The sequence below is a fragment of the Pseudonocardia kujensis genome (assembly GCF_021283305.1).
In the GTDB taxonomy this organism is placed as follows: Bacteria; Actinomycetota; Actinomycetes; order Mycobacteriales; family Pseudonocardiaceae; genus Pseudonocardia; species Pseudonocardia kujensis.
In genome coordinates this window covers 32,099-47,483 of the sequence record NZ_JAJSOK010000036.1, presented here as the reverse complement: position 1 = coordinate 47,483, position 15,385 = coordinate 32,099, and the positions used below count along the sequence as shown (strand labels likewise).

Annotated in this window: 16 protein-coding genes and 1 pseudogene; 8 read left to right on the top strand and 9 right to left on the bottom strand. The window is 73.2% G+C overall.

Annotated elements, in window-relative coordinates; translation table 11 throughout:
* Positions 1-4: 4 nt before the first annotated feature.
* Positions 5-319 carry a Dabb family protein gene (locus tag LWC35_RS23190; protein WP_232872357.1) on the top strand — a complete coding sequence of 105 codons (315 nt, stop codon included), beginning with the start codon at positions 5-7 and terminating at the stop codon, positions 317-319.
* Between the two features lie 238 nt (positions 320-557).
* Here the strand turns inward: LWC35_RS23190 and LWC35_RS23185 are convergent, their stop codons facing one another.
* Positions 558-1,502, bottom strand: a complete 945-nt coding sequence (locus LWC35_RS23185) for a LysR family transcriptional regulator (protein WP_232872356.1) — start codon at positions 1,500-1,502, stop codon at positions 558-560.
* A 93-nt stretch (positions 1,503-1,595) separates the two neighbouring features.
* Between LWC35_RS23185 and solA the strand changes: the two are divergent.
* Together solA and LWC35_RS23175 are read left to right on the top strand one after the other, a co-directional pair.
* Positions 1,596-2,819, top strand: a pseudogene (gene solA / locus LWC35_RS23180) (N-methyl-L-tryptophan oxidase).
* 39 nt (positions 2,820-2,858) lie between these two features.
* The gene (locus tag LWC35_RS23175) at positions 2,859-4,211 is read left to right on the top strand and encodes an aromatic ring-hydroxylating oxygenase subunit alpha (RefSeq protein ID WP_232872355.1); all 1,353 of its coding nucleotides are present in this window, start codon (positions 2,859-2,861) and stop codon (positions 4,209-4,211) included.
* A gap of 9 nt (positions 4,212-4,220) precedes the next feature.
* Here the strand turns inward: LWC35_RS23175 and map are convergent, their stop codons facing one another.
* Positions 4,221-5,018, bottom strand: coding sequence for a type I methionyl aminopeptidase (gene map / locus LWC35_RS23170; RefSeq protein WP_232872354.1), 798 nt, complete (start codon positions 5,016-5,018; stop codon positions 4,221-4,223).
* 188 nt (positions 5,019-5,206) lie between these two features.
* Between map and LWC35_RS23165 the strand changes: the two genes are divergently transcribed.
* Together LWC35_RS23165 and LWC35_RS23160 are read left to right on the top strand one after the other, a co-directional pair.
* Positions 5,207-5,584 (top strand): hypothetical protein, encoded by a 378-nt coding sequence (locus LWC35_RS23165; RefSeq protein WP_232872353.1) that lies wholly within the window; start codon positions 5,207-5,209, stop codon positions 5,582-5,584.
* A gap of 67 nt (positions 5,585-5,651) precedes the next feature.
* Positions 5,652-6,224, top strand: a complete 573-nt coding sequence (locus LWC35_RS23160) for a TetR/AcrR family transcriptional regulator (protein ID WP_232872352.1) — start codon at positions 5,652-5,654, stop codon at positions 6,222-6,224.
* A 20-nt stretch (positions 6,225-6,244) separates the two neighbouring features.
* Here the strand turns inward: LWC35_RS23160 and LWC35_RS23155 are convergent, their stop codons facing one another.
* The 7 genes from LWC35_RS23155 to LWC35_RS23125 form a co-directional block, all read right to left on the bottom strand.
* Positions 6,245-7,021, bottom strand: a complete 777-nt coding sequence (locus tag LWC35_RS23155; protein WP_232872351.1) for a methyltransferase — start codon at positions 7,019-7,021, stop codon at positions 6,245-6,247.
* Positions 7,014-7,397, bottom strand: coding sequence for a pyridoxamine 5'-phosphate oxidase family protein (locus tag LWC35_RS23150; protein WP_232872350.1), 384 nt, complete (start codon positions 7,395-7,397; stop codon positions 7,014-7,016). The genes LWC35_RS23155 and LWC35_RS23150 overlap by 8 nt, the downstream gene beginning before the upstream one ends.
* Before the next feature lie 62 nt (positions 7,398-7,459).
* Positions 7,460-7,879, bottom strand: coding sequence for a tautomerase family protein (locus LWC35_RS23145; protein ID WP_232872349.1), 420 nt, complete (start codon positions 7,877-7,879; stop codon positions 7,460-7,462).
* A gap of 1 nt (position 7,880) precedes the next feature.
* Complete coding sequence (locus LWC35_RS23140; protein WP_232872348.1) at positions 7,881-8,621, bottom strand: SDR family NAD(P)-dependent oxidoreductase; 741 nt, start codon at positions 8,619-8,621, stop codon at positions 7,881-7,883.
* On the bottom strand, positions 8,618-10,093 hold the full coding sequence (locus LWC35_RS23135) for an aldehyde dehydrogenase (RefSeq protein WP_232872347.1): 1,476 nt from the start codon (positions 10,091-10,093) through the stop codon (positions 8,618-8,620). The genes LWC35_RS23140 and LWC35_RS23135 overlap by 4 nt, the downstream gene beginning before the upstream one ends.
* On the bottom strand, positions 10,090-11,109 hold the full coding sequence (gene dmpG / locus LWC35_RS23130) for a 4-hydroxy-2-oxovalerate aldolase (RefSeq protein WP_232872346.1): 1,020 nt from the start codon (positions 11,107-11,109) through the stop codon (positions 10,090-10,092). The genes LWC35_RS23135 and dmpG overlap by 4 nt, the downstream gene beginning before the upstream one ends.
* Complete coding sequence (locus LWC35_RS23125) at positions 11,106-11,978, bottom strand: acetaldehyde dehydrogenase (acetylating) (protein ID WP_232872345.1); 873 nt, start codon at positions 11,976-11,978, stop codon at positions 11,106-11,108. The genes dmpG and LWC35_RS23125 overlap by 4 nt, the downstream gene beginning before the upstream one ends.
* A 199-nt stretch (positions 11,979-12,177) precedes the next feature.
* Here LWC35_RS23125 and LWC35_RS23120 point away from each other — a divergent pair, with 199 nt between their 5' ends.
* Genes LWC35_RS23120 through LWC35_RS23110 form a run of 3 tightly spaced genes read left to right on the top strand, consistent with a single transcriptional unit; the run spans position 12,178 to position 15,372 of the window.
* The gene (locus LWC35_RS23120) at positions 12,178-13,248 is read left to right on the top strand and encodes a VOC family protein (protein WP_232872344.1); all 1,071 of its coding nucleotides are present in this window, start codon (positions 12,178-12,180) and stop codon (positions 13,246-13,248) included.
* A gap of 31 nt (positions 13,249-13,279) precedes the next feature.
* Positions 13,280-14,830: a 4-hydroxyphenylacetate 3-hydroxylase family protein gene (locus LWC35_RS23115; RefSeq protein WP_232872343.1), complete on the top strand. Its 1,551-nt coding sequence runs from the start codon at positions 13,280-13,282 to the stop codon at positions 14,828-14,830.
* 41 nt (positions 14,831-14,871) lie between these two features.
* Positions 14,872-15,372, top strand: coding sequence for a flavin reductase family protein (locus LWC35_RS23110; protein ID WP_232872342.1), 501 nt, complete (start codon positions 14,872-14,874; stop codon positions 15,370-15,372).
* Positions 15,373-15,385: the final 13 nt, after the last annotated feature.

Sequence of the window (15,385 nt, the reverse complement as noted above, 5' to 3'; positions counted from 1 at the left end):
GATCATGCTGTCCCACACCGTCCTGTTCCGCCTCCGTCGTCCCCTGGGGGAGGGCGACAAGGAGAAGTTCGTCGCCGCCCTGCAGGAGTTCGCGGCCGACGCCCCGCTCGCGGCGGGCCCGGCCCGGGTCGACACCGATCTCGGGCTCCGCGACCCCGAGAACCTCCGGGTCGCCGATGCGACGCTGTCGACCACGTTCGCCGACGCGGACACCTTCGCCCGCTATCTCGACCACCCCCGCCACCGCGCGCTCGTCGCCGAGGTCCTCGAGCCGCTCTGCGAGAGCTGGCTCTCGGTCCAGGCCGACGTCGAGGGGTAGCGCGGGCCGGGGTAGCCCGGACCGGATCCCCGCGCCCGGCCCGCCGAGGGCGACGCCGGCCCGGATCCGGGTCGAGCCTCCACGAGTTCGACATCGACGACGGGGCACCGCTACGGGCTCACGAGACCATCTCGCCGTCGCACGCGGTGCCGCACGGACGCGGTCCTGATCCCACGGCGTCCGGGTGGTGCCGTCCCCTCGGGACCCCCGCCCGCCCGCCCGGCCGGCCGTCGTTCGTTCACGGCGGCCGGGCTCGGCGGGGCCGGGTGAGCTCGGGCAGCTCGGTGGCGCAGACCTGCCGGAGGGCGTCGAGACCTGCGGAGACGGCAGGGCGTCCCGCCGATCCCGCGCGGACCGCGGTGAGGACGTGCCGGGTGGGCAGGGGCGGGCCGTCGACCGGGATGCGGCGGGTGTCGTGGCGGCCGGGCAGGTCGGCGAGGCGGGGGACGAGGGCCACGCCGAAGCCGCCGGCGACCAGCGCGGCACCGGTGTCCCACTCGTCGGCGTGGTGGGCGACGCCCGGCTGGAAGCCCGCACTGGTACAGGCCAGCACGACCAGCTGGTGGTAGGCGCCGCCCGGCGCCCCCACGATCCAGGGGTCCGCGGCGACCTCGTGCAGGGCGACGGCGTCCCGGTGGGCCAGCGGGTGTTCGGGGCCCACCAGGACGTCGAGCGGCTCGGTGTAGAGCGGCTGCTGTTCGAAGGCGGGGTCCGCGCGCGGCGGGATGTCGGGGGTCGCGACGACGATCGCGATGTCGACGTCGCCGCCGGCGAGGAGGTCGAAGGCGCGAGCGGGTTCGTGCTCGCACAGCCGCACCCCCAGGGCGGGGTGGTGCCCGCGGAGGCGGACGAGCGCCCGCGGGGCGACGACCGCGGCGGCGGTGGAGAAGGCGCAGAGGCGGAGCGACCCGGTGAGATCGCCGGTGCGGTGGGCGGCGAGATCGGCCTGCGCCCGCTCCCAGGCGGCAGTGAGCGTGGCGGCGTGCTCCAGCAGGGTGTGGGCCGCGGGGGTGAGCCGGACGGTGCGGCCCACGGGCTCGAGGAGGGGGACGTCGAGCTCGCGCGCGAGGGCCTGCATCTGGTGCGAGACCGCGGAAGGCGTCAACCGGCACACCTCGGCCGCGGCGGTGACGGTGCCGTGGCGCGCGATGGCCTGCAGGACCTTCAGCCGCCGGTCGATCATGTACGAAGCGTACAAGGTCAGCTGCACGAAGTTCCGATGGACGTGAACATTCACCGGCGGTGACACTCCTCCGGCGACAGACCGGCGCGGGATGTGCGGACCGGTCTGTCCTCGAGAGGCATCGGGGGCGTGCGTGGACCGTTGTCAGGTGATCGTCGTCGGGTGCGGGGGCCTCGGCTCGGCCGCGCTCTACCGGCTGGCCCGCCGGCTGGGGAGCGGGGTGGTCGGCCTGGAGCAGTTCGCGCTCGGGCACGACGTGGTGCCTCGCAGGACCACTCCCGGATCATCCGGCTCGCGCAGCACCAGCGCGAGTACGCCGCCCTGGCCCGGCCGGCCTACGCCGCGTGGGCCGAGGTGGAGGCGGAGTCGCGGCAGACGCTCGTGACCCGCACCGGTGGGCTCGTCATCGAGGACCGCGCCGCGCGGCGGGACGTCGACTCCGGGACCCGCAACATCGAGGGCTACACCGCGGTGTTCGACGAGTTCGCCGTCGACCACGAGCTCCTCGACGCCGACGCGCTGCAGGCCCGCTGGCCGCAGTTCCGGCTCGACGGCGGCGAGCAGGCGCTCTACCAGTCCGAGTCCGGCCTCGTCGACGCCGCCCGGGCCAACGCGGTGCACGTCGCGCTCGCCCGGGCCCACGGCGCGCAGGTCCACGAGCACACCGCCGTCCGGGCGGTGCGGCCCGACGGGGAGGGCGTGCTGGTGGAGACCGACGACCGGACCTACCGCGCCGACCGCGTCGTGGTCGCCGCCGACGCCTAGACCAACCAGGTGCTGCGGGACTGCGGCCTCCGGCTGCCCCTGACGGTGACGCAGGAGCAGGTCACCTACTACGCGACCCCGCACCTCGCGGAGTTCTCGCCCGCCCGGTTCCCGGTGTTCATGTGGCACGGCGAGCACAACTTCTACGGGTTCCCGGTCTACGGCGAGGTGGCCACCAAGCTGGGCCAGCACATGGGCGGGCACGAGACCTCCGCGGACGAGCGCACCTTCGAGCCCGATCCCGTGCGCCGGAAGCGGTACGCGCGGTTCGTCGAGCAGCACCTGCCGCGCTTCGGCGGCCCCGAGCTGTACACCAAGACCTGCCTCTACACGGTGCCTCCGGACCAGAACTTCGTGCTCGACACGGTTCCGGACCATCCGCAGGTCACCGTCGCCGTCGGCGCCGGGCACGCCTACAAGTTCGCCGCGCTCCTCGGCGAGCTGCTCGCCGACCTCGCCCTCGACCGGCCCCCCGCCCATCCGATCGAGGCCTTCTCCCTCACCCGCCCGGCCCTGACCGACCCGACGTTCGTGCGCTCCTTCCACGTCTGAGCGTCGACTTCCACCACACCCCCGGAGGGGCCGACCACGATGAACACCGGGACGAGCACCGGGACGAGCACCGGGACGACGCCCGCGAGTCCCTACGGGCCTCCCTACGCGGCACTGCCGGCCCGCCCGGTCGACCCGGCGTCGTTCACCGACGAACGGCTCTACGCCCCCACCCGGCTGCCGGTCGGGTCGGCCTCGACGCTGCTCCCCGACGCCTACACCAGCCCGGAGTTCTTCGCCCTCGAACGGGAGAAGGTCCTTGCCACCAGCTGGGTCGCCGTCGGGTGCACCGCCGAGCTCGACCGGCCCGGCGCCTGCCTGGTCGCCGAGGTCGCCGGGCGCTCGGTCATCGTCACCCGCAACCGGGCGGGCGAGCTGCGCGCCTTCCACAACGTCTGCCGGCACCGGGCGACCGCGCTCCTGCCCGCCGGTGCCGAGCACGTCGGGCGGGGCGACCGGATCCGGTGTCCGTACCACGCGTGGGCCTACGACCTCGACGGCACGTGCCTGGGCACGCCCCTCTTCGAGGGCTCCGACATCCCCGTGGGCGAGGAGCCGGTCTTCGACACCGCTCCGGCGCAGGACTTCGACCGGAAGGACTACGGCCTGCTCCCCGTCGCCGTCGACAGCTGGGGTTTCCTGGTGTTCGTCTGCCTCGAGCCCGCGCCTGCGCCCCTCGCCGAGCAGCTCGGCGACCTGCCGCAGCGGTTCGCCGCGTACGAGCTCGACCGGTGGCTCCCGCAACGCCGCCGCACCTACGAGGTCGCCGCCAACTACAAGCTGGTCGGCGAGAACTTCATGGAGTACTACCACCTGCCCTGGGTGCACCCCGAGCTCAGCAAGGTCTCCCGGTTCTCCGACCACTACCGCTGGCAGGGTCCCGGCATGTACACGGGCATGTGCACCACCCCCGTCTCCCGGAACACCGACGCCGGCGGCTGGGAGGGACTGCACCCGGCCGGCTCCCTCACAGGGTCCGACGCCGAGAGCGGCCGCTTCGTCTGGCTGTTCCCGACGACCGCGCTGGCGGTGCTGCCCAACCACGCCTTCGTGCTGTTCAACCGGCCGGTCGGTCCGGCCCGGACCGTCGAGACCGCGGTCCTGCTCTGCCATCCCGACTCCGTGGCCCACCCGGACCGGGAGGACGACCTGGACCGGCTCGAGAAGTTCTGGGACCACGTCAACCGCCAGGACCTGGAGATCGTCGCGCGCGTCCAGGAGGGCTTGCAGAACCCCGCCTACCGCGGCGGCCGGATGTGCTTCCGGTTCGAGGAGCCCCTGCACCGCTTCCAGAACATGGTCGTCGACCGGATGGTCGGCCTGCGCCGGGTCCCGGAGGGCGACGCCGACACCGCGACGCGGATGTTCCCGGACCCGCCCACGCCGGACTGACGGGACCGGTTACGCGGCGCCCCGGGTCGCGGGCTCCTCCGTTTCGCGGCGGGTGAGCACCAGGGGCACGTCCTCGGTGACGGCGACCGTGTGCTCGGAGTGGGCGGTGCGGGAGCCGTCGGCGGACCGGATGGTCCAGCCGTCGGGGTCGTAGACGATCCGGTCGGTCGTGCGCGCGAACCAGGGTTCGATCGCGAGGGTCAGGCCCGGCCGGAGCGGCAGGCCGCGCCCCGCCCGGCCCTTGTTGGAGACGTGCGGGTCCTCGTGCATGGTGCGGCCGATGCCGTGACCACCGAACTCGTCGTTGACCGGGTAGCCGTGGTGAGCGGCCACCGCCGAGATGGCGGCCGAGATGTCGCCCAGCCGGTTGCCCGGACGCGCCACCGCGATCGCCGCCTCCAGCGCCTCCTCGGTGGCGCGGACGAGCCGCAGGTCCTCCTCGGCCGGGGTGCCGACGACGACCGTGCGCGCGGAGTCGGCCACCCAGCCGCCGATGCCGACCGCCAGGTCCGCGGTGAGCACGTCCCCGTCGCGCAGCGTGTAGTCGTGCGGCAGGCCGTGCAGGACGGCGTCGTTGACCGCGAGGCAGATGACGTTGCGGAAGGGCCCGCGCCCGAAGGAGGGCGCGTAGTCCCAGTAGCACGAGTCCGCCCCGCGCCGCTCGATCATCCGGCGCGCGTGGTGCTCCAGGTCCAGGAGGTTGACGCCCACGTCGGCGAGCCGGCCGACCTCGGAGAGCACCTCGGCGACGAAGCGCCCGGCCACGTGCATGCGCTGGATCTCCGCGGGCGTCTTCAGTTCGATCACGAGTACCTCGCGTCCCGGGTGTCGGTATAGTTATACCGGGACCCTAGCACGGATCGGTATAGTTATACCGATACCCTCGGAAGCGCGGCCTCCACGGTCGGGCCGGGACGTCGACCTCGAGGCCGAAGGGCTGCGCCGGCGGGCCGGGACGCCACCGGAACGACCCCGGTACCGCCTATGGTCGGAGGATGACGGCACGGACCCCGCCGCGCGTCCTGGTGATCGGCCTCGACCCCTACCGGGTCCCCGGCCCCTGGGACCCGGAGCCGGTCGCGACCGCGATCGCGGAGTGGACGGCACGGTTCGCCGAGCAGGGGATCGGCGTCCGGAACTGCCTGATCGGGCTCGACGGCAGCGACGACGTCGAAGCCGTCGTCGGCGCGGCCCTGCGGGACCACCCGTGGGAGTGCGTCGTGGTCGGCGGTGGCATCCGGAAGTCCGAGGAGCAGCTGGACCTGTTCGAGACGGTCGTCAACCTGGTCCACCGGCACGCGCCGGGCGCCGCGATCGCCTTCAACCGCACGCCGTCCGACGTCGTCGAGGCGGCCGTGCGCCGGCTCCCGTGAGCGACGGGGCCGGCTGCGGGTGCCCGTCGGCCCGACGGGACAAGGGTCGCGTCACTATGCTGGCCGCATGCCCCGCTGGCGACCGGATGCGCGAGAACGGCTGGTCCTCGCCGCGCTCGACCTGTTCACCGAGCAGGGCTACGACAACACCACCGTCGCCCAGATCGCGGAGCGCGCCGGGCTGACCAAGAGCACCTTCTTCCGGCACTTCCCCGACAAGCGGGACGTCCTGGCGGCCGGGCAGGGCACGCTGTCCCGCCTGCTCACCGAGGGGATCGCGGCCGCACCCGCCGACGCCACGCCCCTGGCCGCGGTGGCGGCCGGCCTGGAGGCGGCCGGGCGGGCCATGACGTCCTTCAACCGCGAGCTCGCCCCCAGGCTCGGCGCGGCCATCGCCGCCAGCACGGAGCTCCAGGAGCGCGACGCGCTCAAGCAGGTCGGGCTGGCCGCGGCGATGGCCGAGGCCCTGCGGACCCGCGGCGTGCCCGACCCCGCCGCCGGCCTCGCCGCCGAGCTCGGCGTCCTCGCCTTCAAGACGGCCTACGCCCGCTGGTCCGCTCCCGACAACGAGCTGGAGCTCGGCGAGCTGGCCCCCGCGGCGCTCCGGGAGCTGCACGCGGCGAGCGCGGAGCTCACCTGAGCCGGTGTCCTCCCGGGAGTTCAGGCACCGGCGCGGCGCCCGACCAGGTGGAACGCGCGGCTGAGTTGCCGGTACGGGTCCTGGGACGCGGCCCGGAGCTCGACCTCGGCCACCGCCGCCACGTCGGTGGTCCCGAGGGGGAGCTCCATCCAGTCGCTGAACAGCCACACGCCGTACCAACCCTCGACCTCGACCCCGCCGTCGCGGAGCAGCGCCGACAGGCCCTCGACGGTGTCGCCGCGGGTCTCGGCCCCGAGCACCCCGACCTCCGTGGCGGCGTCGAAGGCGGCCAGGGCGTCGGCCCACCGCCGCTCGAGCGCCGGCCGCACCGCGAGCGTCCTCGCGTTCAGCGCCATCAGCGACACCACGCCTCCGGGCCCGGTGCACCGGCACACGGCATCCACCATCGGCCGTGGGTCCTGCTGGTACAGGAGCACGCCGTGGCAGAGGACCGCGGCGAACCGCCGGCCCCCGGTGAGGACGTCGGCCTGCTCGCCCGCGCCCTCGACCAGGCGGACGCGACGGCGCACCTCCTCCGGCTCGCCCCGCAGGCGCTCCTCCGCCCGCGAGAGCATCGCCGGCGACGAGTCCAGCACCGTGACGTCGTGGCCGAGCCGGGCCAACGGCAACGACTGGTGCGCGGCGCCGCCGCCCACGTCGAGGACCGCGACCGGCGGCGACGGGAGGTGGCGGAGCAGCTGGCGGTGCAGGACGTAGGTCCGCACCCGGCCCTTGACCGAGGCGTACGCGCCGTCGACGAACGCGTCCGCCAGCGGAGCCCAGTGATCCTCAGCCACCCTCGGCGACCGCGGGGATCTCGACACAGTCGGCGCCGCAACCGGGTCCCGGTCCGGGCGCGGGCGCGGGCCGGTGCAGGACCGCCCGCGTGGGCGTGACCACGAGCGAGTCGCCGGACAGCCCCGCTCCGCCGTCGACGATCAGCGAGTACCCCTCCGCGGAGCCCGGCGGCCAGACCAGCGTGACGACGGGTCGTGCGGCCAGGTTGCCGCGGGTCCTGCGCCCCAGGTCGCCGACGACGAGGACGGCGTCGGTCACCACGGGGGACACGGCGGTGACGTGGGGCCTGCCGTCGTCGCCGATCGTCACCAGGTACGCGAAGTCGTAGCGGGCGACGGTCGCGGCCAGTTCGGCGGTGGGGACGGCGATGCTCACGCCGCCGAGCCTAAGGTCGGGCCCGGCGGATGGACAGCACGTCGGGAGCCCGACCCGATCGGCTACGCGCGGGCGTCGTCGGCGGAGGGGAGCCGTCCGGCCCGCGCCACGCTCGCGGGCGTCCCCCCGATTCCCCAGTTCTCGGGGTGGACCTCGACGACGTGCCCGCGCACCGCGGACGCGGGTACGTCGAGGAGCTCCACGAGCAGCCCAGTGAGGCGGCGGAGCAGCTCGGCCCGTTGCGGCGCAGGGCGACCCGCGAGCACGACGGCGGTGAAGTACGGCGCGGGTGCGCCGCCGTCGGCGACGGGGACACCGCCGACGGCGAGCAGGTCCGGCTCGACCGGCACGAGGACGACCCGGATCCGCTCGATCGGCGAGTCCAGGACCTCGGCGTACACCGCGCTCGCCCGGACCAGCAGCTCACGGCCCTGGTCCGGGGTGAAGGTCCCCCGGACCAGGTGGAAGTGCGCGACGGGCATGTCACTGCACCCCGTGCCGGGTACCGCCGTCCACCGCGATCACGCCGCCGTGCAGGGCGGCGGCCTCGGGCGCCAGCAGGGTCTCGACGGTCCAGGCGATCTCGTCGAGCGTCGGGAGCCGGCCCAGCGTTGTCCTGCCCAGGTACCCCGCCCGCACCTCCTCCGGGTCGACGCCCTGCTCCGCCGCCTGGGTGGCGATGATCGCGTCGAGCCGCGGGGTGTCGACGGGGCCCGGCGCGATCGTGTGGGTCGTGACCCCGCGTGGTCCGTAGAGGGCGCTGACCTGCCGCATGAGGTTGAACAGCGCGGCGTTCGCGGTGCCCGGTCCCGCGTCGAGGGGCCCGGGCTCCAGCCCCAGCGAGCCGCCGATCGCGACGAACCGGGAGCCCGCCTCCAGGCGGTCGCGCACCGCGTGCAGCAGCCGCAGCACCCCGCCCGCCTTGAGGTTCACCGCCGCGCCGAGTGCGTCCGGGTCGATGGTGTCCGCCGAGCCGCGCACCGGGAGACCGGCGGCGAACACGGCGAGCCGGACGGGCCCGTCGAGGGCCTCCCGGATCGCGTCGACGGAAGAGTTGACCCCGATGTCCGCGACGCACGGCCGCACCCCCGGGTGGTCGGCCGCGAGCGTCGCCAACGCGCGGCCGTCGCGGCCGACCGCCACCACCGGGTGCCCGGCCTCGGTGAGTCGGGCCGTGATCGCGGTCCCCATGGCGCCGGAGGCGCCCACCACCACACACGTCATCGCAGAACCTGATCCCGAAGCCGCAGCATGACCGCGCGCGGCTCCGTGAAGAACTCCCTCGAGTACCGCCCGCCCTCGCGCCCGACGCCGCTGATGCCCTCCCCGCCGAACGGCAGCCGCAGGTCGCGCTCGAAGAAGGTGTTGATCCACACCGTCCCCGCCCGCCAGCGCGCGGCCATCCGGTGCGCCCGGTCGAGGTTCTGCGTGAACAGCATCCCGGCCAGTCCGTACGGCGAGTCGTTGGCGATGCCGAGGGCCTCCTCCTCGGTGTCGAACCCGAGGACGGTGACGACCGGGCCGAAGATCTCCTCCCGCGCGGTCCGCGAGGCGTTGGTCAGGCCGGTGAGCACGGTCGGCGGGTAGTGGAAGCCGCCTGCGAGCTCGCCCCCGAGCCGCTCGCCGCCGGTCACCACCGTGGCGCCCTCGGTCTGCGCGAGCTCGACGTAGGAGTGCACCTTGTCCAGGTGCCGTTGCTCGATCAGCGGCCCGAGGAACGTGCTGTGCTCCTTGGGGTCCCCGACCGCGAGCTGCTCCGCCTCGGCGGTGAACCGGGCGAGGAACTCGTCCCGGACGGAGTTCTGCACCAGCAGCCGCGAGCCCGCCAGGCACACCTGCCCGTTCCCCGCGAAGATCGCCCGGATCGACTGGGGGACGGCCACGTCGAGGTCGGCGTCCGCGAACACGATGTTCGCCGACTTGCCGCCCAGCTCCGCGGAGACCGGGGTGTGGTTGGCCGCCGCGGCCGCCAGCACCGCCGCGCCCGTCGCGCTGGATCCGGTGAAGGTGATCCGGTCGACGCGGGGGTCGGAGGTCAGCGGACCCGCGACCTCGTCCCCGCCGAAGCCGTGCACCACGTTCAGCACGCCCTCGGGGAGCCCCGCCTCCAGCGCCAACGACGCGAAACGGGCTGCGGTCAGTGGTGTGTGCGGTGCCGGTTTGAGCACGACCGTGTTGCCGAACGCGAGCGCGGGCGCGATCTTCCAGGTCGCCAGCATCAGCGGCGCGTTCCACGGGCTGATCGCCGACACGACGCCGGCGGGCGGGTACAGCGTGTAGGACAACAGCCCGCCGTCCGGGTACGCCTCGTTGGCCGCCATCGCGGCGTAGTCGGCGAAGAACCGCAGGTTGAGGGCCACTCGCGGAATCTCGGCGTGCAGGGACTGCGTGATCGTCTTACCGCCGTCCCGGGTCTCCAGCAGCGCCAGCTCGTCCCGGTGGGCGTCCACCGCATCGGCCACGGCGTGCAGGACCTGCGCCCGTTCCTTCGGCGTCATACGAGGCCACGGCCCCTCGTCGAACGCCGTGCGGGCGGCCGAGACGGCGGCGCGGCCGTCCTCGACGGTGCCGCGCGCGACGGTCCCGAGCAACGACCCGTCGTGCGGGTCCCGGGTCTCGAACTCGCCCCCGTCCGAGGCGTCCACCCACTCCTCGCCGATGAGGTGCCGGACGCGCTGCGCCGCCGGCGCGCTCACTGTGCGGCCCCCACGACCGAGCGCCCGGCCAGTTCGTGCGCCACGTCGATGATCATGTCCTCCTGGCCGCCGATCACCCCGCGCCGCCCGAGCTCGAGCAGGATGTCCCGCGCCGGCACGCCGAACTTCGCGGCGGCGCGCTTGGTCGGGTGGAAGAAGGTCGAGTAGACCCCGGCGTAACCGAGGATCAGCGCGGTCTCGTCGACGATCTGCGGCTCGGTCATCAGCGGTGCGACCACGTTCTCCGCGGTCTCGACCAGCGGGAAGAGGTCCACGCCGGTGTCCCAGCCCGCGCGTTCGAACGCGGCGGCGAGGACCTCGGTCTGCGCGTTGCCCGCGCTCGCGCCGAGCCCGCGCAGCGAGCCGTCGATGTACTCCGCGCCGTTCTCGGCCGCGACGAGGGCGTTGCCGATCCCGACCCCGAGGTTGTTGTGGGCGTGGAACCCGATCCCGGTCGCGACGGCGGACCGCAATGCCGCGACGCGCGCCCCGGCCTGCTGCGGGACCATCGCGCCCGCGGAGTCGACGACGTAGATGACGTCCGCGCCGTAGGACGCGAGCTTGCGCGCCTGCTCGGCGAGGGGCGCCGGCTCGAGCTTGTGGCTCATCATCAGGAACGTCATGACGGTGAGGCCCCGGCTCTTGGCCCACTCCACCGGCTGCTGCGCGCAGTCCGCCTCGGTGCAGTGCACGGCGACCCGCACGGTGCGGGCGCCCGCCTCGGCGGCCTGCCCCAGGTCGGTCAGGGTCGCGATCCCCGGTACGTAGAGCACGGCGACGTCCGCGTTCTCGGCCGCCCCGACGGCGGCCCGCACGTAGTCCGGGTCGGTCTCGGCCGCGACGCCGTACTGGATCGACGAGGCGCCGAGCCCGATGCCGTGGGCGACCTCGATGGTCCTGACCCCCGCGCGGTCCAGCCCGCGCGCGACGTCCGCGACGTTCTGCGCCGTGAACCGGTGCTTCACGCTGGACATGCCGTCCCGCAGCGTGGTGTCGACCAGGGTGACCTTCTTCATCGGAGGGCTCCGATCTGCTCGGTCGCCAGGACCTCGGCGACCTGCGCGGCGGCGGCGGTGATGATGTCGAGGTTCCCGGCGTAGGTGGGCAGGAAGTCCCCGGCGCCGACGACCTCGAGCATCACGGTGACCAGGTCCCCGTCGACGTCGACCAGCCGCAGCGAGTAGCCGGGCACGTACTCCTGGACGCGTCCGACCATGTCCGTCACGGCCTGCTCGACGAGGGCGGCGTCGGGGCGCCGGACCCGCGCGTACACGGTGTCCCGCATGTTCATCGGCGGCTCGGCCGGGTTGATCACCGAGATCGCCTTGGCCCGGTCGGCCCCCGCGACGCGCGCCAGCGCCCGGCCCGTCTTCTCGCTGAACTCCGACAGGTTCTGCCTGGTCCCCGGGCCGGCGCTCTTCGACGCGATGGCCGCGACGATCTCGCCGTACGCCACGTCCGCCACGGAGTTGATCGCCGCGAGGATCGGGACGGTCGCCTGCCCCGCGCAGCTGACCATGTTCAGGTTCGGCGCGCCCAGGTGCTCGTGCAGGTTCACCGCCGGCACCACGTAGGGCCCGACCGAGGCGGGCGTCAGGTCGATCGCCGTGATCCCTGCCGACGCGTAGCGGGGCGCGGCGGCCGTGTGCACGCTCGCCGACGTCGCCTCGAACACCAGGTCCGGCAGCTCCGGCTGCGCGAGCAGCCAGTCCACGCCCTCCGCCGACGCCTCGAGCCCGGCCGCGCGGGCGCGCCGCAGGCCCTCGCTCGACGGGTCGATGCCGACCATCGCCACCGGCTCGACGTGCTCCGCGCGGAGCAGCTTGTACATGAGGTCGGTCCCGATGTTCCCGGAACCGACGATCGCGGCCTTGAGCCGACTCATCCGTGGTCCTCCCTCGTCGTCCCGGTCGCGACGCTAGGGAGGCGGGCACCCCCGGACCGCCGCCGTCCGGATCTCCGGGACGGCCGCGGGACGCCGGCCACGGGGTCGTCCGGGCTTCCCGGACAGGGCTGGTCGGCGCCGTCGGGCACGGCCGAAGGTGACCTCCACGACCACCGGACGTCGATCCACAGGAGCACCGATGACCGAACTGAGCCCCCCGCACGAGATCAGCCACCTCGCGCGCGTCGAGCTGCTCAGCCCGAAGCCGCAGGAGACGCTGGACTTCTTCACGAAGCTCCTCGGCATGTACGTGACCCGCCAGGAGGGGCAGTCCGTCTACCTGCGCGGATACGAGGACCCGTACCCCTGGAGCCTCAAGGTCACCGAGTCCCGGACCGCCGGGATGGGGCACGCCGCGCTGCGCACGTCGTCCGCCGACGCGCTGGAGCGCCGGGCCGGCTCGCTGAGGTCCGCCGACGTCGAGGGCACCTGGGGCGAGGACGAGTTCGGCTACGGCAAGACCTTCTCCTACAAGTCCCCGGACGGCCACGACCTCGCCCTGCTCTGGGAGGCCGAGACCTACCAGGCCCCCGAGGAGCTGCGGAGCAAGATCCTCACCCGCGCCTCGAAGAAGCCCCTGCAGGGCATCCCGGTCAAGCGGATCGACCACCTGAACCTGATGTCGTCCGACGTGACCGCGGTCAAGGAGTCCTTCGAGCGGCACCTGGGATTCAAGACCACCGAGCGGGTCCTCGACGACGGCACGGAGATCGGCGCGTGGATGAGCGCCAACATCCTCGGCCACGAGGTCGCCTGCATGCGCGACGCGACCGGTGGCCGCGGCAAGCTGCACCACGTCGCCTTCTACTACGGGAACCAGCAGCACAACGCGGACGCCGCGGAGATGTTCCGCGAGTACGACATCCGCATCGAGTCCGGCCCGGACCGGCACGGCATCACCCAGGGCCAGTTCCTCTACGTCTTCGAGCCCGGCGGCAACCGGATCGAGCTGTTCGGCGAGCCCGGCTACCTGCACCTGCAGCCCGACGCCGAGACCAAGACCTGGCTGATGCAGGACTTCGACACCGCGCTCGCGATCGGCGGGGCGAAGCTGCCGTTGGAGACCTACTTCACCTACGGCACCCCGAGCCCGCTGTCGCTGGAGGAGCACGAGGCGCAGTTCTCGACGCCGACCCCGGAGGCCGAGCCGGCCGCGGAGATCCCCGACGCGATCGAGGGCTCCCGCGCGACCGCCGGCTCCCTGGCCTGACCACCCGCATCGACTCGAGGAGGAGACGACGATGACGACCACCGAGGCGCGCCCCACCACCCGTCCGATGACGGGCGACGAGTACCTGGAGTCCCTCCGCGACGGCCGTGAGGTCTGGTTCCGCGGCGAGCGCGTCGAGGACGTCACCACCCACCCGGCGTTCCGCAACTCCGCCCGCTCCATCGCGCGGCTGTACGACGCGCTGCACGAGCCCGAGGCCGCCGGTGTGCTGACCGTCCCGACGGACACCGGCAACGGCGGCGTCACGCACCCGTTCTTCAAGACCGCCCGCTCGTCCGAGGACCTGGTCCGGGCGCGCGACGCGATCGTGGGCTGGCAGCGCATGACCTACGGCTGGATGGGGCGTACGCCGGACTACAAGGCGTCCTTCCTCGGCACGCTCGGCGCGAACGCGGACTACTACGGGCCGTTCAAGGACAACGCGCTGCGCTGGTACAAGCAGACCCAGGAGCAGGTCTCGTACCTCAACCACGCGATCGTCCACCCGCCGATCGACCGCGACAAGCCGGCCGACGAGACCGCGGACGTGTGCGTCCACGTCGTCGAGGAGACCGACGCCGGGCTGATCGTCTCCGGCGCGAAGGTCGTCGCGACGGGGTCGGCGCTGACCAACGCCAACTTCATCGCGCACTACGGGCTCCCGGTGCGCAAGAAGGAGTTCGGCGTGGTCTTCACCGTGCCGATGAACTCGCCCGGCCTGAAGCTGATCTGCCGCACGTCCTACGAGTACAACGCCGCGGTGACCGGCAGCCCGTTCGACAACCCGCTCTCGTCGCGCCTCGACGAGAACGACTCAATCATGATCATGGACCGGGTGCTGGTGCCGTGGGAGAACGTCTTCCTGTACGACGCGAACGCGGCCAACAACTTCGTCATGGCCTCCGGCTTCCTGCCGCGCTTCACCTTCCACGGCTGCGCGCGGCTCGCGGTCAAGCTGGACTTCATCGCCGGCTGCGCGATGAAGGCGGTCGAGATGACCGGCACGTCGAGCTTCCGCGGCGTGCAGATGCAGATCGGCGAGATCCTCAACTGGCGCGACCTGTTCTGGGGCCTGTCCGACGCGATGGCCAAGTCCCCGCAGGAGTGGGTCGGCGGCGCGGTGCAGCCCAACGTCAACTACGGGCTGGCGTACCGGACGTTCATGGGCGTGGGCTACCCGCGGATCAAGGAGATCATCGAGCAGACGCTGGGCAGTGGGCTGATCTACCTGAACTCGCACGCCAGCGACTGGAAGAACCCCGAGGTCCGGCCGTACCTGGACCAGTACGTCCGGGGCTCGAACGGCATCGAGGCGATCGACCGGGTCAAGCTGCTCAAGCTGCTGTGGGACGCGGTGGGCACCGAGTTCGGCGGCCGGCACGAGCTCTACGAGCGCAACTACGGCGGCGACCACGAGGCCGTCCGGTTCCAGACGCTGTTCGCCTACCAGGCCAGCGGCCAGGACCTGGCGCTCAAGGGCTTCGCCGAGCAGTGCATGTCCGAGTACGACGTCGACGGCTGGACCCGGCCGGACATGTTCGACAATGACGACCTCGAGGTCGTCCGGCGGCTGGCGCGGTGAGCACGGTGGCGGCGGTGTCGTCTCGACCGTCCCCTCTGGACATGCGGAAGGCGTTGGGGCGCTTCGCGAGCGGCGTCACCATCGTCACCACGGCTCAGCCGACCGACTCCGGGGACCGGAACGAGGCCTCGGTCCACGGGATGACGGCGAACGCGTTCACCTCGGTGTCGCTGGACCCGCCGCTCGTGCTGGTGTCCATCGCCAACCGGGCGAAGATGAACGGCCGGATCCTCGAGACCGGGCGCTACGGCGTCTCGGTGCTGGCCTGCGACCAGGAGCCGCTCGGCCTGCACTTCGCGGGCGCGCCGCAGGACGACCCGGACCTGGTCCGGTTCGTCTGGCGCGGCGACGTCCCGCTGCTCGACGGCGCCCTGGTCCACCTGGCCTGCTCGCTGGAGGCCTCGCACCCGGCGGGCGACCACACGCTGCACATCGGGCGGGTGGAACGGCTCTGGTACGCGGACGGCAGGCCCCTGGTGTTCTACACCGGCAGCTTCCGCGCCCTGGAACTGACGGGCCGCGACGAACCGTGGGGATTCTGACGGTTTCCCGACG

What these genes read in the sequence shown, in the direction of transcription:
- LWC35_RS23115 (WP_232872343.1), top strand. Translation starts at nt 13,280, where the DNA reads ATGACGACCACCGAGGCGCGCCCCACCACCCGTCCGATGACGGGCGAC.
- LWC35_RS23145 (WP_232872349.1), bottom strand. Translation starts at nt 7,879, where the DNA reads ATGCCCGTCGCGCACTTCCACCTGGTCCGGGGGACCTTCACCCCGGAC.
- LWC35_RS23120 (WP_232872344.1), top strand. Translation starts at nt 12,178, where the DNA reads ATGACCGAACTGAGCCCCCCGCACGAGATCAGCCACCTCGCGCGCGTC.
- LWC35_RS23160 (WP_232872352.1), top strand. Translation starts at nt 5,652, where the DNA reads ATGCCCCGCTGGCGACCGGATGCGCGAGAACGGCTGGTCCTCGCCGCG.
- LWC35_RS23190 (WP_232872357.1), top strand. Translation starts at nt 5, where the DNA reads ATGCTGTCCCACACCGTCCTGTTCCGCCTCCGTCGTCCCCTGGGGGAG.
- LWC35_RS23125 (WP_232872345.1), bottom strand. Translation starts at nt 11,978, where the DNA reads ATGAGTCGGCTCAAGGCCGCGATCGTCGGTTCCGGGAACATCGGGACC.
- dmpG (WP_232872346.1), bottom strand. Translation starts at nt 11,109, where the DNA reads ATGAAGAAGGTCACCCTGGTCGACACCACGCTGCGGGACGGCATGTCC.
- LWC35_RS23140 (WP_232872348.1), bottom strand. Translation starts at nt 8,621, where the DNA reads ATGACGTGTGTGGTGGTGGGCGCCTCCGGCGCCATGGGGACCGCGATC.
- LWC35_RS23165 (WP_232872353.1), top strand. Translation starts at nt 5,207, where the DNA reads ATGACGGCACGGACCCCGCCGCGCGTCCTGGTGATCGGCCTCGACCCC.
- LWC35_RS23185 (WP_232872356.1), bottom strand. Translation starts at nt 1,502, where the DNA reads ATGATCGACCGGCGGCTGAAGGTCCTGCAGGCCATCGCGCGCCACGGC.
- LWC35_RS23175 (WP_232872355.1), top strand. Translation starts at nt 2,859, where the DNA reads ATGAACACCGGGACGAGCACCGGGACGAGCACCGGGACGACGCCCGCG.
- LWC35_RS23110 (WP_232872342.1), top strand. Translation starts at nt 14,872, where the DNA reads ATGCGGAAGGCGTTGGGGCGCTTCGCGAGCGGCGTCACCATCGTCACC.